Annotated in this window: 14 protein-coding genes; 4 read left to right on the top strand and 10 right to left on the bottom strand. The window is 75.0% G+C overall.

All coding sequences use genetic code 11. From position 1 onward, the window contains the following. Positions 1-10: 10 nt before the first annotated feature. The 6 genes from mnhG to OF117_RS17030 are packed head-to-tail and all read right to left on the bottom strand — an operon-like array spanning position 11 to position 6,809. Positions 11-448, bottom strand: a complete 438-nt coding sequence (gene mnhG, locus OF117_RS17005) for a monovalent cation/H(+) antiporter subunit G (RefSeq protein ID WP_263554034.1) — start codon at positions 446-448, stop codon at positions 11-13. Beyond that, positions 445-774 carry a monovalent cation/H+ antiporter complex subunit F gene (locus tag OF117_RS17010; RefSeq protein WP_263554035.1) on the bottom strand — a complete coding sequence of 110 codons (330 nt, stop codon included), beginning with the start codon at positions 772-774 and terminating at the stop codon, positions 445-447. The genes mnhG and OF117_RS17010 overlap by 4 nt, the downstream gene beginning before the upstream one ends. Next, on the bottom strand, positions 771-1,388 hold the full coding sequence (locus tag OF117_RS17015) for a Na+/H+ antiporter subunit E (RefSeq protein WP_263554036.1): 618 nt from the start codon (positions 1,386-1,388) through the stop codon (positions 771-773). The genes OF117_RS17010 and OF117_RS17015 overlap by 4 nt, the downstream gene beginning before the upstream one ends. Continuing rightward, positions 1,385-3,367 carry a Na+/H+ antiporter subunit D gene (locus OF117_RS17020; protein ID WP_263554037.1) on the bottom strand — a complete coding sequence of 661 codons (1,983 nt, stop codon included), beginning with the start codon at positions 3,365-3,367 and terminating at the stop codon, positions 1,385-1,387. Before OF117_RS17020 ends, OF117_RS17015 begins: the two co-directional genes overlap by 4 nt. Continuing rightward, positions 3,364-3,921 (bottom strand): Na(+)/H(+) antiporter subunit C, encoded by a 558-nt coding sequence (locus OF117_RS17025; protein ID WP_263554038.1) that lies wholly within the window; start codon positions 3,919-3,921, stop codon positions 3,364-3,366. The genes OF117_RS17020 and OF117_RS17025 overlap by 4 nt, the downstream gene beginning before the upstream one ends. After that, complete coding sequence (locus tag OF117_RS17030) at positions 3,918-6,809, bottom strand: Na+/H+ antiporter subunit A (RefSeq protein WP_263554039.1); 2,892 nt, start codon at positions 6,807-6,809, stop codon at positions 3,918-3,920. The genes OF117_RS17025 and OF117_RS17030 overlap by 4 nt, the downstream gene beginning before the upstream one ends. 266 nt (positions 6,810-7,075) lie before the next feature. Between OF117_RS17030 and OF117_RS17035 the strand changes: the two genes are divergently transcribed. After that, the gene (locus tag OF117_RS17035; RefSeq protein ID WP_263554040.1) at positions 7,076-8,107 is read left to right on the top strand and encodes a hypothetical protein; all 1,032 of its coding nucleotides are present in this window, start codon (positions 7,076-7,078) and stop codon (positions 8,105-8,107) included. A gap of 18 nt (positions 8,108-8,125) precedes the next feature. On the opposite strand, the gene OF117_RS17040 is transcribed toward OF117_RS17035, so the two are convergent. The 4 genes from OF117_RS17040 to OF117_RS17055 all read right to left on the bottom strand — a co-directional run bounded on the left by OF117_RS17040 (position 8,126) and on the right by OF117_RS17055 (position 13,776). Next, positions 8,126-9,949, bottom strand: coding sequence for an ABC-F family ATP-binding cassette domain-containing protein (locus tag OF117_RS17040; RefSeq protein WP_263554041.1), 1,824 nt, complete (start codon positions 9,947-9,949; stop codon positions 8,126-8,128). A gap of 286 nt (positions 9,950-10,235) precedes the next feature. Further along, positions 10,236-11,129 (bottom strand): transglutaminase family protein, encoded by an 894-nt coding sequence (locus OF117_RS17045; protein ID WP_263554042.1) that lies wholly within the window; start codon positions 11,127-11,129, stop codon positions 10,236-10,238. After that, on the bottom strand, positions 11,126-12,103 hold the full coding sequence (locus tag OF117_RS17050; RefSeq protein ID WP_263554043.1) for an alpha-E domain-containing protein: 978 nt from the start codon (positions 12,101-12,103) through the stop codon (positions 11,126-11,128). Before OF117_RS17050 ends, OF117_RS17045 begins: the two co-directional genes overlap by 4 nt. Continuing rightward, complete coding sequence (locus OF117_RS17055) at positions 12,097-13,776, bottom strand: circularly permuted type 2 ATP-grasp protein (RefSeq protein ID WP_263554044.1); 1,680 nt, start codon at positions 13,774-13,776, stop codon at positions 12,097-12,099. The genes OF117_RS17050 and OF117_RS17055 overlap by 7 nt, the downstream gene beginning before the upstream one ends. Positions 13,777-13,974: 198 nt before the next feature. On the opposite strand from OF117_RS17055, the gene OF117_RS17060 reads away from it, so the two are divergent. From OF117_RS17060 to OF117_RS17070, 3 genes are read left to right on the top strand one after another with little or no spacing between them, the layout of a single operon-like run. Then, positions 13,975-15,000 (top strand): pirin family protein, encoded by a 1,026-nt coding sequence (locus tag OF117_RS17060; protein WP_263554045.1) that lies wholly within the window; start codon positions 13,975-13,977, stop codon positions 14,998-15,000. Between the two features lie 60 nt (positions 15,001-15,060). Then, complete coding sequence (locus OF117_RS17065) at positions 15,061-16,044, top strand: pirin family protein (protein WP_263554046.1); 984 nt, start codon at positions 15,061-15,063, stop codon at positions 16,042-16,044. Continuing rightward, positions 16,045-16,491, top strand: a complete 447-nt coding sequence (locus tag OF117_RS17070) for a PPOX class F420-dependent oxidoreductase (protein ID WP_263554047.1) — start codon at positions 16,045-16,047, stop codon at positions 16,489-16,491. It begins immediately after the preceding gene. Positions 16,492-16,499: the final 8 nt, after the last annotated feature.

The raw sequence follows: 16,499 nt of genomic DNA on the forward strand, positions 1-16,499 counted from the left end.
TCCGTCCCTCTCACCCCTCGCGGGCTCGGGACGAGCCTCCGGACGGGGCCGACGTGTCGGTCACCGCCTCGGCCGGCTCGTCGCCCTGCGGGGCGTCCGCGGGCAGCGGCTGCCCGAAGCCCTCGAAGCCGATCTCCGCGACCAGCAGCAGGTCGCGCCGGACGTGCCGGCGGCGGTAGGCGATCCGGCTGACCAGGTGGGCGGCGAGCGGCGCGGTGAGCAGTTGGAAGACCGCGACCAGCAGGAGCATCCACACCACCGACGAGCCCCGCAGCCGGATCGCCGCGCCGGCCAGGATCAGCAGCACGCCCATCACCTGCGGCTTGGTGCCGGCGTGCATCCGGGACAGCACGTCGTGGAAGCGCACCAGGCCGAGCCCGGCGGTGAGGCAGAGCAGCGCGCCGAGCAGCAGCAGGACCGCCGCGACGGCGTCGAGCAGGCCGCTCACCGCGGCACCCCCCGCTCCTCGGCCGGCTCGGGCAGCCCGACGTCGACACCGTCACCCGTGGTCGACCGGATCAGCATGCCGCCCACGTACCGGGCGACGCCGACGGCACCGAGGAAGCCGAGCAGGCTCACCACCACCACGACGGGCACGATGACCGTGTTGCGCTCCAGCGCGGCCACCACGACCAGCGCCGCGGCGACGACGGCGAGGATCGTGTCGGCCGCGACCACGCGGTCCAGCAGCGAGGGCCCGCGCACCAGCCGGACCAGCGCCAGCAGCACCGCAGCGGTCAGCAGCACATAGGCGACGACGGAGACGGCGGTCACCGGCGGCCCCCCCGCTGCTCGTCGATCGCGTCGGCGCCCCCGGTGGCGTCGGGCGGCCGGCCGATCCCGGCCGGGTCGGGCAGCCGGTCGAGGGCGGCGATGTCGTCGGCCCGCCCGAAGGCGCGCACGATCCGATCCTCGAACTGCAGCACGCCGCGGCGGCGGCGTTCGAGGTCGTCGTGGTTCCGGACGGGCAGCATGTGCACGGCGATGATCCGGTCCTCCCGGTCCAGGTCCAGGACGATCGAGCCCGGCGTCAGGGTCAGCGCCTCGACGACGAGGCTGAGCAGCAGGTCGGAGTCGGTGCGCAGCTGGACGACGATCAGCGCCGTCGACCGCCCACCGCCGGGCCGCACCGCCTCCCACGCCACCTCGGCGCTGGAGCGGGCCAGCTCGCCGAGGAAGACGACGGTCAGCCGGAGCACGGCCCAGGGCCGGAATCGCGCGTGCTGCTCCACCTGCGGCAGCGGCAGGGCATGGGTGACCACCAGCGCCACGGCGGCGCCGGCGAGCAGGTTCGCCCACGACCAGGTGCCCCACAGCAGCACCCACACGACCACCAGGTAGCCCAGCACCGGCAGCTCGTGCACCAACCTCCGGATCCGCTCGCTCACGGCACCCCCTCCGCGGAGTCGGCCGGGCCCTCGCCGTACACGGCCTCCCGGTAAGGCACCCGTTCGAGCAGGTCGCCGGCGGCGCGGTCGGTGAGCGCGTAGAGCGGCCCCGCGAGCCCGGTCAGGGCGACGGTCACGGCGACCAGGGCGCCGGTCGTGGCCACGAGCACCGGCGGCAGCGGCCTCCGCTGGTCGGGCCGCAGCTCGTCGGCCTCGTCGTCCTCGCGGACGGCGACCGCGCTCGCGGCCTCGGCCTGGCGCGCCAACGCGGCCCGCAACTCCGGGTAGCGCCGGGCGACGCCGGCCCGGGCCAGGACGCCGGCACCCCGGCGGCCGGCCCTGGCGGCGCCGACCGCCCTGCCCGTCGGAGCGCGGCTGTCCCCGCCGCCGTCCGGGTCGATGCCGTCCGGGACGATGCCGTCCGCGACGCCGGCGTCCGGGGCGTCCTCCGCGTCCTCCGCGTCCTCCGCGTCGTCCGCGTCGCCGCCGTCGGCACCGGTCCGGGCGGCCTGCTCGAGTTCCTCGTCGCGCAGTGGTGCGGGAACGGGCGGGCGGTCGCCGTCGGACCCACCGGTGTCCTCCGACCCGGCGGCGTCCCGCGCGGCCTCGGCCTCCTGGGCCGCCGATGCGTCGGCGGTGTCGGCCTCGGGTTCCTGCGCCGGCGGGCGCCAGAAGGCGCGGGTCCAGACGCGCGAGACGGCCAGCAGCGTGAGCAGGCTGGTCACCACGCTGCCGGCGACGAGCAGCGCCGGCAGCACCCCACCCGCCTCGACGCCGGCCTGCAGGAGCCCCAGCTTGCCGAGGAACCCCGACAGCGGCGGGATGCCGGCCAGGTTGAGCGCGGGCACCAGGAAAAGCGTGGCCAGCACCGGCGAGGCCGCCGCGAGGCCACCGAGCCGGTTGACCGACGTCGACCCGCCCTTCCGCTCGACCAGGCCGGCGACGAGGAACAGCGACGTCTGGATCGTGATGTGGTGGACGACGTAGAAGATGGCCCCGGCCAGACCGGCGACCGTGCTCAGCGCCACGCCGAACACCATGTACCCGATGTGGCTCACCAGCGTGAACGAGAGCAGCCGGCGCAGGTCGACCTGGGCCACCGCGCCGAGGATGCCCACGAGCATGGTGGCCAGCGCGCCCAGCAGGAGCAGGTCGTCGACCAGCCCCGCGCCGGGGAACAGCAGCGTCTGCGTGCGGATGATCGCGTAGACGCCGACCTTGGTGAGCAGCCCGGCGAAGACGGCGGTCACCGGCGCCGGAGCGGTGGGGTAGCTGTCGGGCAGCCACGCCGACAGCGGGAAGACGGCGGCCTTGATGCCGAACGCGGTGAGCAGCAGGCAGTTGAGCATCGTCCGGGTGCCGTCGTCGAGCTCGGCGAGGCGGAAGGAGAGCTGCGCCATGTTGACCGTGCCGGTCGCGGCGTAGACCAGCCCGATCGCGGCGAGGAACAGCAGCGAGCCGAGCAGGCTCACCACGACGTAGGTGATGCCGCCGCGGATCCGGCGGGCCGACCCGCCGAGGGTCAGCAGCACGTAGCTGGCGGTCAGCAGCACCTCGAAGCCGACGTAGAGGTTGAACAGGTCCCCGGCGAGGAAGGCGAAGCCGACGCCGGCGACCAGCACCAGGAAGGTCGGGTGGAAGATCGACACCGGGGCCTGCGCGGCGGTGTCGGTGACGCCCTGGCCGACGGCGAACACGAGCACGCCGAGTGCCACCGTCGTCGCGACCACCAGCATCAGCGCGGACAGCCGGTCGACCACCAGCATGATCGCCTGCGGCACCGGCCAGCCACCCGCGGCCACGGCGACCGCCCCGTCGGCGTCGGCGAGCAGCAGGAGCGTGACCGAGACGGCCAGCACCGCGCCGAGCACGGCCAGGCTGAGCAGCCGCTGGGCCCGCGGGTACCGGCCGAGCACCAGCGAGGCGGCGGCGCCGAGCAGCGGCAGCAGCACCGGCAGCGGGGCGACGACGCGGATCACCGCCGCCTCCGCCGGGCGGCCGGCAGGCCGATGTCGTCGGAGGCGGAACCGGCGTGGTCGCGCGCGAGCCGCCCCTCGACGTCGCTGCCGGTGGGCGGGCCGAGGTCGGGCGGGCGGTCCTCCGCGCCGAGCACGCTGTCCTCCACCGGCAGGTCGCCGGGGTCGATGTCGTCGGGGTCGAGCGCGTCGGCGCGGGCCTTCGACCGGTCGGCGACGCGGCGGTCCTCCTCGTCGACGGCGATGACCTCCTGGCGCACCAGACGCCAGGAGCGGTGGATCACGGCGAGCACGAAGGCCGAGACGCCGAAGGTGATCACGATGGCGGTGAGCACCAGCGCCTGCGGCAGCGGGTCGCCCATCTCCTCCGGCTCGGCGTAGCCGACGATCGGCGCCAGCCCGGCCGGCCCGCCGGCCGACAGCACCAGCACGTTGGTGGCGTTGCCCAGCAGCAGGAAGCCCAGCAGCACCCGGGTCAGGCTGCGGTCGAGCAGCAGGTACGCCCCGGCGGCGTACAGGCCGCCGATGACGACCGGCAGCACGACGGTGGGGGTCATCGCAGGATCACCTCGTCGGGAGCGGCCTCGATCGGGTCGTTCTCCTCCTCCTGGCGGTCGAGCTCCGCGCCGAGGCTGCGCAGCACGTCGAGCACGAGGCCGACGACGACCAGGTACACGCCGATGTCGAAGAACAGCGCGGTCACCAGCTTCACGTCGCCCAGCACGGGCACGGTGGCCTCGAACACCGCCGTCTCCAGCACCTGGCCGCCCAGCGCCAGCCCGACCGCGCCGGTGCCGCCGGCGAGGAGCAGGCCGAGGCCGAGCAGCACGCCGGGGTCGACCGGCGCGGCCTCGGCGAGCTCGTACCGGCCACCGGCGAAGTAGCGCAGCACGAGCGCCAGCCCGGCGACCAGGCCGCCGGCGAACCCGCCGCCCGGGGAGTTGTGCCCGGAGAAGAGGAGGAAGACGGAGAAGACGACGACGGTGTGGAACAGCAGGCGGGTGACCACCTCGAGCACCACCGAGCGGCGCTGCGGCTGCAGGGTGCCGCCCGCGGACAGCCAGCGACCGCGTGGTGCCCGGCGGGCGCGGACGGCATCGCCGCCGGCCGCCCCCCGCGCGCGGGCCAGCGCGCCGGTGCGGCGCCGCAGGAAGACCAGGCTGGCCACCCCCGTCGCCGCGACGACCAGCACCGAGATCTCGCCGAAGGTGTCCCAGGCGCGGATGTCGACCAGGGTCACGTTGACGACGTTCTCGCCCTCGCCGACCTCGTAGGCCAGGGCTGGGTACTCCTCGGAGACCGGGGCGGCGGTGCGCGCGGACAGGGCCGCGGCGCTGGCCAGGCCCATGAACAGCCCGGCCCCCACGGCCACGACCGTCCGGCCGACCTTCTCGATGCGGTTGTGCCGCTCCACGATCGACAGCGGCAGCTTCCGCAGCACCAGGACGAAGGCGACCAGCGTGATGCTCTCGATGAGGAACTGGGTCAGCGCCAGGTCCGGGGCCCCCTGCAGGACGAACAGGACCGCCAGCCCGTAGCCGGTGATGCCGACGACGAGCGCGGCGGCCAGCCGTTGCCGCAGCCGGACCGCGGTCGCCGCGGCCGCCAGCACCGCCACCGCGACGACCGCCTGGATCGGCGAGTCCCAGGCCCGCCACTGCCCGGGCCACTCGACGCGGGTCACCAGGACCACCCCGGGGATGGCCAGCACGGTGGCCAGGATGGTGCCGAGGTAGGCGGGCAGCGAGCCGCGCTGGGTGGTGCCGGTGACCAGGACGGCGAGGCGGTCGAGCGCCTGCAGGAGGTTCCAGTAGCCGGCGTTGGCCGACAGCGGGGACTTGAGCCGGCGCTGCGCGCGGGAGACGCGACCCCGGACGGCGAACAGCGCGGCGCCGCCGAGGAGGGTGACCGCGGAGAGTGCCAGGGCCGGTTGCAGCCCGTGCCACAGGGCGAGCTTCTCGGTCTCCGGGGCGTAGAGGGGCAGCTCCTCGGCGTAGCGCGCCAGCAGCGGGTCGAGCAGCGGGGACAGCGGGCCGGCTGCCAGCCCGACGAGGGCGAGCACGGTGGGGGCGGCCAGGAACAGCGGGCCGGGCCGGTGCTCGAGCTCCGCGGGCGCCTGCTCGGGCAGGTCCGGCGGCTCCGGCGTGCGGGCGAAGGCGCCCCACACGAAGCGCACCGTGTAGGCGACCGTGAGCACCGAGCCGAGCACCAGGCCGGCGAGGACCGCGAGGGCGGCGGCGCGGTCGGGCACGCCACCCTCCAGCAGCGCGGTGAAGGCCGCCTCCTTGCCGACGAAGCCGAGCAGCGGGGGCAGTCCCGCCATCGAGGCGGCGGCGAGCACGGCCGCGCCCGCGAGCACCGGCAGCCGCCGGCCCAGCCCGGACAGCCGGCGCAGGTCGCGGGTGCCGGCGGCGTGGTCGACGACGCCGACGGAGAGGAACAGCGTCGACTTGAACAGCCCGTGCGCGAGCACCATCGCCAGGCCCGCCTTGCCGAGCTCCGCCCCGCCGCCCCCGACGAGCACCATCAGGAACCCGAGCTGGCTGACCGTGCCGAAGGCGAGCAGCAGCTTGAGGTCGTTCTGGCGCAGCGCGCGGTAGCCGCCGACCAGCATGGTGAGCAGGCCCAGGCCCAGCACGGTCGGCCGCCAGCCGGGCACGTCGGCCAGGCCGGGGGCCAGCCGGGCGACGAGGTAGACACCGGCCTTCACCATCGCCGCGGCGTGCAGGTAGGCGCTCACCGGGGTGGGTGCCTGCATGGCGGCCGGCAGCCAGAAGTGGAAGGGCACCATCGCCGACTTGGTCAGCGCCCCCACCAGCACCAGCAGGGTGCCGACGACGACCAGCCGGCCCTCGCCCGGATCGGAGACGATCTCCGACAGCAGGGTGCTGCCGCTCGTCCGGGCGAGCACGACCAGCCCGGCCAGCATCGCCAGCCCGCCGGCCGTGGTGAGCACCAGCGCCTGGCCGGCCGCCCGCCGGCCGGCCACCCGCGCCCCCGACCCGCCGATGAGCAGGAAGGAGAAGACGGTGGTCAGCTCCCAGAAGACGTACAGCAGGTAGACGTCGTCGGCGAGGACCAGGCCCAGCATCGACCCGGCGAAGGCCGTCATCTGCGCGGCGAAGCGACCGGTCCCCGGGTCACCGGCCTCGACGTAGCGGGCGCAGTACAGCAGCACCAGCGCACCGACGCCGGTGACCAGCGCGGCGAAGGTGAGCCCCAGCGCGTCCAGCCGCAGCACGACCGCCAGGTCGAGCGTGGGCACCCAGGGCACCGTCTCGCGGACCTCGCCGCCGTCGAGCACGGTGGGCAGCCGGGTCATCGACCACGCGAACCCGGCCGCAGGCACCAGCGCGAGCGGGAGGAAGACCTGCCGCCCCCACCACCGCGCGAGCGCCGGCGCGACCAGCGCCGCCCCGAGGTGCAGCAGCAGCAGGACGATCACGGGGCTCCCGGGGACGGTCTGCGGACACGGCGGTCGGGACACGACCGATGGCCGGGCTGCGGCCGCCGACGTCCCCGGGGCGTGCAGTACCGCCGCAGCCAAGATCGGAAACCGGGCAAGGCCCCCGGCTGCCCACCGGCCCCGTCGGACACGCCGGCGCCCCGGCGGACCTTGTCCGCGGTTCCGCAGGCCGTCACGCTGGTTGCCCCACCGGCTCGACGACGGGTGCGCCCATGCACGGAACCAGCACTCCCCGCGGTCCTCGCGTGCGCGCTCTCCTGGGCGAGCTGGCGGCCGCCGGCCGGACCGACCCCGTCCCCGGCGGGCCACCGGCCGCGGCAGCCACTCCTCCCCCGCGCTGGCACCGGCTGCTGGTCACGCTGGCTGTGGCTACCGCGGTGGCCGCGCTGGCGTTCACCGTGCTCGCCCTGGTCGACGACCAGCGGATCACCGGCGCCGACCGGTGGCTCAAGCTGTGGAAGTTCGCCGTCTCGATCTCGGTCTACGCGGCGACGGTGGCCTGGATGGTGCGACTGGTCCGGGTGCACCGGCGCACGGCGGCCGTCGTCGGTGGACTCGCCGGGGCCGCCCTCGCGATCGAACTCGTGATCATCGCGGGGCAGGCCGCGCGCGGGACGACCAGCCACTTCAACGAGGACACCCCGCTCGACGGCCTGCTCTTCAGCGTCATGGGCATGGCCATCGTGTTCGTCTGGCTGGCGACGGTGGTCCTCGCGTTGGTGCTGCTCCGCGAGCGGATCGCGGGCGCCGGCCTGGCCACCGGCCTGCACTGGGGGCTGGGCGTGGCCGCCGTCGCGATGATCGGCGGGATGCTGATGATCGACCCCGTCAACGAGTGGCTGCTCGCGAGCACGGGCAACCCGCCGAACACCGCCGGGGGCGCCCACACGGTCGGCGCTCCGGACGGCGGGCCGGGGCTGCCCGTGGTCGGCTGGAGCACCACCGCCGGCGATCTCCGCGTCGGCCACTTCATCGGCCTGCACTCGCTGCAGGCGCTGCCCCTGCTGGGCTTCCTGGTCGACCGCGCCACCCACTGGTCCGACGCGCAGCGGCGCGCGCTCGTCCGCATCGCCGGGATCGGCTGGCTCGGCCTGGTCCTGCTCGTGCTGTGGCAGGCGGTGCGGGCCGAACCGCTGGTCCGCCCCGGCTGGGTCACCCTCGGCACCGGCGCGCTGCTCGTCCTGGCACTGGCCGCGGCGGCGGTGCCCGTGCTGCGGTCGCGCGGGGAGCCGGCCCGGACCGACGTCCCGGCCGACCCACCGGTCCCGGCCGGCTGACGGCTGCCGGCGGGTCGGTCAGCCCTCGGCGACTTCGGCGGCGGCCAGCCAGTCGGTCTCGACCCGGTCCTTCTCCGTCAGCACCGCCGTGAGCTCGGCGTCGAGCTGGGCCACCCGCGCGTAGTCGGTGGCGGCGGCCGCGAGCGCGGCGTGCAGGCGTTCCTCCTCGGCGGCCAGCTTCTCCAGCCGCCGCTCCAGACGGGCGGCCTCCTTGCGCGCCGCCCGCACCTCCCCCGCCGTCCGCCCGGACGGGACCGTTCCGGCGGGCCCGCCGGCCGGCGACCCCGCCGCCGGCCGGTCCGGGCCGGCCAGCGCGGCCTGCCCGGCCGCCCGCAGGGCCAGGTACTGCTCGACGCCGCCCGGCAGCGCGGCCACAGTGCCGTCGCCCATCAGCGCGATCACCGAGTCGCACACCCGGTCGACGAAGTACCGGTCGTGGCTGACCACCAGCACCGTGCCGGGGAACCCGTCGAGCAGGTCCTCCAACGCGGTGAGGGTGTCGATGTCGAGGTCGTTGGTCGGCTCGTCGAGGACCAGCACGTTGGGCTCGGCCATCAGCAGGCGGAGCAGCTGCAGCCGCCGGCGTTCCCCGCCGGAGAGGTCGCCGACCGGCGTCCACTGCCGCGCGGCGGGGAAGCCGAAGCGCTCCGCGAGCGAGGACGCCGAGATCTCCTGGTTGCCGATGCGGGCGATCCGCGCGACCTCCTGCACCGCCTCGAGCACCCGCAGCCGCGGCGGCAGCTCGGTGACGTGCTGCGACAGGTAGGCGGCCGACACCGTCTGCCCGCGGACGACCCGGCCCCGGTCGGGTTCGATCTCACCGACCAGCAGCCGCAGCAACGTGGTCTTGCCCGCGCCGTTGACCCCGACGACGCCGACGCGGTCGCCCGGGCCGACCCGCCAGGTGAGGTCGCGGAGGAGGACGCGCCGGCCGCCGTCCGCGGGGACGGCGAGGTCGACGTCCTCGACGTCGTAGACCGTCCGGCCGAGCCGCCGGGCGGCGAAGCCGGCCAGCGCGAGTGAGTCCCGCGGCGGCGGCTCGTCGGCGATCAGCGCCTGCGCGGCCTCGATGCGGAACCGCGGTTTGCTGGTGCGCGCCGGCGGCCCGCGGCGCAGCCACGCGAGCTCCTTGCGGACGAGGTTCTGCCGCCGCTCCTCGGTGGCCGCCGCGATCCGCGCGCGCTCGGCGCGGGCCAGCGTGTAGGCCGCGTAGCCGCCCTCGTAGGCGTGCACCTTCCCGTCGGCGACCTCCCAGGTCCGGCTGCACACCTCGTCGAGGAACCACCGGTCGTGGGTGACGACGACGAGCGCACCGACCCGGGTCGTGACGTAGTCCGCCAGCCAGGCGACGCCCTCGACGTCGAGGTGGTTGGTCGGCTCGTCGAGCACGAGCAGGTCCAGCGGGCGCACCAGCTGGGCGGCCAGCGCGACCCGGCGCCGCTCGCCGCCGGACATCGCGTCGACGGGTGCGTCCAGCCCGAGCCGGTCGAGCTCCAGGCCGGCGAGCACGCTGCGGACGCCGGCGTCGGCCGCCCACTCGTGCTCGGCGGCGAACAGCTGCGGCGGGAGCACGACGTCGCGCACCGTCGTCCCGGGCGGGAGGTCGCCGGCCTGCTCCAGCACCCCCAGCGCCAGGTCGGACCGACGGGTGACCCGGCCGGCGTCGGGCTCCTCGCGGCCGGTGAGCACCTCGAGCAGCGTGGTCTTGCCGCCGCCGTTGCGGCCGACGACGCCGATCCGTTCGCCGGCCGCGACGCCGAGCGAGACGTCGTCGAGCAGCACGGTCGTGCCGTGCGCCTTGTGCACCCGCTCGAGGTTGACCAGGTTGAGGGGCGCGCTCATCGCCGCCCAGTATCCCCGCCGCGCCGAGCGCGTGACGGGCTGGAACGGCCACCCTTCCGGGGCCCGCGCCGAGCCGGTGACAGGCTGGAACGGCCACCCTTCCGGGGCCCGCGCCGAGCCGGTGACGGGCTGGAACGGCCACCCTTCCGGGGCCCGCGCCGAGCCGGTGACGGGCTGGAACGGCCACCCTTCAGGGGCCCGCGCCGAGCCGGTGACGGGCTGGAACGGCCACCCTTCAGGGGCCCGCGCCGAGCGTGCGAGGCGTGGGGGGAAGGGTGGTCCTTTCTCAGGCCAGCCGGGTGACCTCCACGGTGACCACGTGGCCCTCGCTGCGCGGCCCCGAGAACAGGCCCTTGAACGGCGGCACGTCGCCGTAGTCGCGGCCCCGGCCCAGCGTCACGTGGCGGGTGCCGATCTCGACGGAGTTCGTCGGGTCGTAGCCGGTCCAGCCGCCGTCCCACCACTCCACCCAGGCGTGGCTCTCCCCGGTGACGCCCTGGCCGATGCCGGCGTCCGGCCTGGGGTGCAGGTACCCGGAGACGTAGCGCGCGGGCAGCCCGAGGGCGCGCAGCAGTCCGACCGTGACGTGCGAGATGTCCTGGCACACACCCTTGCCCGAGCGCCACGCCTGCATGGCGTCGGTCTTCACGTTCGTCGAGCCGGACAGGTATTCCATCCGCTCGCGCACGAGGCGGCAGACGACCGGGCCGGCCTCGTGCGGCTCGGCGGTGTCCACCGCGCGCCGGACCTCGGCCACCACCTCGTCGTCCATCGCGGTCAGCGCCGTGGGCGCCAGCAGCTCACCGAACCGGTCGCGCACCTCGGCCGAGCGCAGCACCTCCCAGCCGACCCGCTCGGAGGCGCTGAGGTCCGGGCCGGCCTCGACGATCGACGTCCCGGTGACCACCAGCTCGGCGTGCGGCGTCTGCAGGTCGAAGGCGGTGACCGTCGACCCCCAGTAGTCGCGGTAGGCGAAGGCGGTCGCGGCCGGCTCGATCTCGACCCGGGACCGGAACACCGTCTGCCGTCCGCTGTTCTCCGGGGTGAGCCGGGCCTCGTTGTAGGACGAGCGCACCGGGCCGCTGTAGGAGAACTGGGTGCGGTGCACGATCTGCAGCCGCCAGCGGTGGCCCGCCGTGCGGCCCGGCGCCGCCGACGAGCCCTGCACCTGCGCGGTCATCCGGCCTCCTCCGGCACCCAGACCTGTGGCGCCTGCTCGGTGAAGAAGCGGTGGGTGATCGCGGCGCTGGCCGCCGAGCAGGCGCGCTGCAGCATCTCGAGCCGGGTGGGCAGCTGGGCCAGCAGCTCCGGCGTGCTCATGAACTCCAGCATCGTGCGGGCCCGGCCCACGACCCGGTGGGCCTCGTCGGCCACGCCGATGCGGGCGGCGTCGCGCACGGTCGTGCGTTCCAGCTCCGACAAGCAGGCCTCGGCCTGCACCAGCGCGGCGAACACCGAGCGCGGGAACAGCCGGTCCAGCAGCAGGAACTCCGCGGCCCGGTTGGAGTTGACCACGCCCCGGTAGGTGCGCAGGTAGGGCTCGTAGGCGCCGGTCGAGCGCAGCACGAGGGTCCAGGACGGCGCCGCGTCACCGCCCAGGATGCGCGTGGAGATGATCCGCGAGGTCATGTCCACCCGCTCCAGCGAGCGGCCCAGGATCAGGAACAGCCAGCTCTCGTCGCGGCTCATCGTCGCGTCGGCCAGGCCGAACACCATCGCCGACCGCTCGCGGACGAACCGGAACAGCGAGTGCGGCCCGTACCGGCGGGCCATCGTCCGCTGCTGCGGCAGCGCGTTGTGGGTGACGTTGAGCGACTCCCAGATCTCGGCGCTGAGCACCTCGCGGGCGCCGCGGGCGTTCTCGCGCGCCGCCGAGAGGGCGCCGACGATCGAGCTGGGGCTGTCGCGGTCGAAGGCCAGGGTGTCGAGCACGCGCTCGGTGTCGGCGTCCGCCTCGCCCGGCTCCCGCCCCTCCGCCCCGGCCGACCCGTGCGCGCCCATCAGAGCGAGCAGGTTGTGGCAGGCGCGGCGCTCGTCGATCCACGGGTCCTCGACCAGCCGCTGGGTGTGCACGTCGAGGATGCGGGCGGTGTCGTCGGCCCGCTCCACGTAGCGGCCGATCCAGAACAGCGACTCGGCGATCCGGCTCAGCACGACCGACCACCGCGACGGGGCCGACCGTCGCCATCAGCGGCAGGCCCCTCCCAGAGGCTCGGCGCGAGCGTGCGAGCGCTGAGAGGGGAGGGGTCCTTCAGCTGCTGTTGCTGTTGCTGGCTCTGGCCGACGACGGTGTCGTTCAGCGGGCCGGGGTCCTGGGCCGGCGGCCCGTCGGGCAGATCGGCGGCGGTGAACTCGATGCGGGTCAGGTCCGGCTCCTCCACCTCGGGTACCTGCCGCGGCGGGCTGAAGACCCAGGTGTCCTTCGAGCCGCCGCCCTGGCTGGAGTTGACCACGAGCTCGCCCTCGGGGAGCGCCACGCGGGTGAGACCGCCGGGCAGCACCCAGACGTCGGACCCGTCGTTGACGGCGAACGGGCGCAGGTCGACGTGGCGCGGCGCGATGCGCCCGCCGACCAGGGTCGGGGACGTCGACAGCCCGATCGGCCGCTGCGCGATCCAGTCCCGCGGCCGGGCGCGCACCTTGACGGCCAGGTCGGCCAGCGTGCGCTCGTCGGCGCGCGGGCCGATGACGATGCCCTTGCCGCCGGAGCCGTCGACCGGCTTGAGCACCAGCTGGTCGAGGGAGTCGAGCACCCAGCGGACGGTGTCCTCGTCGTCGAGCCGGTGGGTGTCGGCGTTGGCGAGCACCGGCTCCTCGCCGAGGTAGTAGCGGATCAGGTCGGGCACCCACGTGTAGAGCAGCTTGTCGTCGGCGACGCCGTTGCCGACCGCGTTGGCGATCGTCACCCGGCCGGCCCGCGCGGCGTTCAGCACGCCGGCGCAGCCGATCACCGAGTCGGGCCGGAAGTGCACCGGGTCGAGGAACTCGTCGTCGATGCGGCGGTAGATGACGTCGACGCGGCGCTGACCGTCCGTCGTCCGCATGCTCACCTGGTTCCCCGCGCACACCAGGTCGCGGCCCTCGACCAGCTCGACGCCCATCTGGCGGGCCAGCAGCGCGTGCTCGAAGTAGGCGGAGTTGTAGACGCCGGGGGTGAGCACGACGACCGTCGGGTCGGGCACGTTCGCCGGCGCGGAGGCCTTGAGCGCGGCGAGCAGCCGGCTCGGGTAGTCGGCCACCGGTTGGATGCGGTGGTCGGCGAACAGCTCGGGCAGCACCTGGCTCATCGCCGCCCGGTTGGTGATGACGTAGCTGACCCCGGACGGCGAGCGGAGGTTGTCCTCGAGCACGCGGAAGTCGCCGGCCTCGTCGCGCACCAGGTCGACGCCGGCCACGTGGATGCGCACCCCGTTGGGCGGCACCAGCCCGTGCGCCTGGCGGTGGAAGTGCGCGCTCGTGGTGATCACGCTGCGCGGGACGACCCGGTCGGCGAACGCCTGGCCGGCGCCGTAGACGTCGGCCAGGAACGCCTCCAGCGCGAGGACCCGCTGGGTCACGCCCCGCTCGACGACCGCCCACTCCTCGGCACCGATGACCCGCGGCACGATGTCGAGCGGGAAGGGCTGCTCCTCGCCGGCGTGCGCGAAGGTGACCCCCGCGTCCCGGTAGGTCTGGCTGAGCAGGTCGGCCCGCGCCGCCAGCTCCTCGCCGGCCATCGGCTGCAGGGCGGCGAAGAGCCCGGCGTAGGCGGCCCGCGGCATGCCGGCACCACCGAACATCTCGTCCCAGTGCTCGCCCAGCGGGTAGCCGTCGAAGAGGTCGGCCATGCGACGAACCTAGTGACGCCGTGTAACGCGCGCGTGTCGGCGCCGGGAACCGGACGCCACGGCGCCGGTCCCACCCCCGACGGAGGTGACCGGACCGCCGATCCCGCCGGCGCGGTGGGACGGCCGCCACGGGAATGACACGGGCCCTTCCCAGCGCTACAGTCCCCGTCAGTTGAATGTTCAACCGAGGAGGTCGGCATGCCCGCCGTCACCGTCGAGGACACCACCACGCTCCCCCGCGTCCCCGCGCCCGCCCCCGGCACGGTGCGCCGCCGGGTGCGCTCGGTGACCACCGCGCCGTCCGGGTTCGAGGGCGAGGGCTTCCCGGTGCGCCGCGCGTTCGCCGGCGTCGACCTGCGCGAGCTCGACCCGTTCATCCACATGGACCAGATGGGCGAGGTCGAGTACGCCCCCGGCGAGCCGAAGGGCACCTCGTGGCACCCGCACCGCGGGTTCGAGACCGTCACCTACATCATCGACGGCACCTTCGAGCACGCCGACTCGCACGGCGGCGGCGGCACGATCACCAACGGCGACACCCAGTGGATGACCGCCGGCGGCGGCGTGCTGCACATCGAGCGGCCGCCGGAGCACCTGGTGGTCAGCGGCGGGCTGTTCCACGGCCTGCAGCTGTGGGTGAACCTGCCCAAGGCGCAGAAGTGGGCCGAGCCCCGCTACCAGGACCTGCGCGCGAATGAATCGGTGCTGCTGGCCAGCCCGGACGCCGGCGCCTTCCTCCGGGTGATCGCCGGCGACGTCGCCGGGCACACCGGGCCGGGCTCGACCTACACGCCGATGGCCATGGTGCACGCCACGATCTCCCCCGGCGCGACGCTGGACCTGCCGTGGCGGCCGGACTTCAACGCGCTGGTCTACGTGCTCTCCGGCGCCGGCTCGGTCGGGCCGGACGGGCACCCGGTCCGCACCGGCCAGCTCGCGGTGTTCGGCCCCGGCGACACGATCACGATCGCCGGCGCGGTGCGCCAGGAGTCGCGGACGCCGGCGCTGGACGTCGTCGTCCTCGGCGGCCGGCCGATCCGCGAGCCGATCGCCATGTACGGGCCGTTCGTGATGAACACCCGGCAGGAGGTCGTCGAGGCGTTCGAGGACTTCCAGGCCGGCCGGCTGGGCTCGATCCCGGCGATCCGCTCGACCACCTCTCCCGCCCGGCCCGTCCCGCACGGGGCCGTGCGCGGCGAGACCGGTCAGGACGGCGCACAGTAGGACCGCCACCGGGTCCGGGACGCCGTGTCCCGGACCCGGCCGACCGGGGAGGGACCGGCCATGAGCAACCTGGACCGCCGCCCGACCGCCCGCGAGCTGGGTGGCCTCGAGGGCACGAGCGCCGGCCCGGCGCTGGACCTGCTGCCGGGCAAGGAGGTGCTGCTCGGCGAGAGCACCCGGGTGCGCCGGCTGCTGCCCACCCTGGGCCGGCGGCTCGTCGGCGCCTGGGCGTTCGTCGACCACTACGGCCCCGACGACATCGCGGCCGGCCCGGGCATGCAGGTGCCGCCGCACCCGCACACCGGGCTGCAGACGGTGTCGTGGCTGCTCGACGGCGAGGTGCACCATCGCGACTCGCTCGGCAGCGACGTCACCTTCCGACCGGGCGAGCTGGCCCTCATGACCGCCGGGCACGGCATCGCGCACTCCGAGCAGTCGCCGGTCGGCCATCCCCGCTACCTGCACGGGGCGCAGCTGTGGGTCGTGCTGCCCGACGGCGCCCGCGACACCGCACCGGCCTTCGAGCACCACCCCACCCTGCCCGGCTTCAGCTCCGACGGGATGACCGCGACCGTGCTGGTCGGCGAGCTCGGCGGCGCTGCCTCGCCCGGCACGACCCACTCGCCGCTGGTCGGGGTCGACCTGGCCCTGGACGCCGGGTCGGACGTCGAGCTGCCGCTGGACCCGGACTTCGAGCACGGGGTGCTGGCTGCCTCCGGCGCGGCGTCGGTCGAGGGCGCACCGCTCGACCGCGGGGCGATGCTCTACCTGGGCACCGGGCGGCGCACGGTCCGCGTGCGCACCGGCGACGGAGCGGACGGCGGCCCGACCCGGCTCCTGCTGCTCGGCGGTGCGCCGTTCGAGGAGCGGATCGTCATGTGGTGGAACTTCGTCGGCCGGTCCGGTGAGGAGATCGCCGACTACGCCGAGCAGTGGAACGCCGAGGGCGAGCGTTTCGGTGCGGTCGTCGGGTACGAGGGCGACCGGCTGGCGGCGCCGCCGCTGCCGCCGGTGCCGCTCAAGGCGCGCGGGCGGGAGCGCTAGATGGCCGGCACCGAGGGCAGCGGGGTCGACCCACGGATGCTCGCCTTCGTCGCGGAGCACAGATGGGGCGTCCTCGCCACCGTCCGGGGCAACGGGCGACCGCAGCTGTCCAACGTCGGGTACGCCTACGACCCGGAGGAGCGACTGGTCCGGATCTCGGTGACCGCCGACCGCGCCAAGACGAGGAACCTGCGGCGCGACCCCCGGATCACCCTGCACGTCGCGTCGAAGGACTTCTGGACCTGGGTGGCGGTCGAGGGCACCGCCGAGCTCACCGCCGTCGCGGTCGATCCGCACGACGCCACGGTCGAGGAACTGATCACCTACTACCGCGGCGTCTCCGGCGAGCACGACGACTGGGACGAGTACCGGGCGGCCATGGTGGCCGACCGGCGCCTCGTCGTCCGCTTCCGGCCCGAGCACGCCTACGGCCAGCTGCGCGGCTGACCGCGTCC

Origin of the sequence: Geodermatophilus sp. YIM 151500, from assembly GCF_025716945.1 — a bacterium.
GTDB lineage: Bacteria > Actinomycetota > Actinomycetes > Mycobacteriales > Geodermatophilaceae > YIM-151500.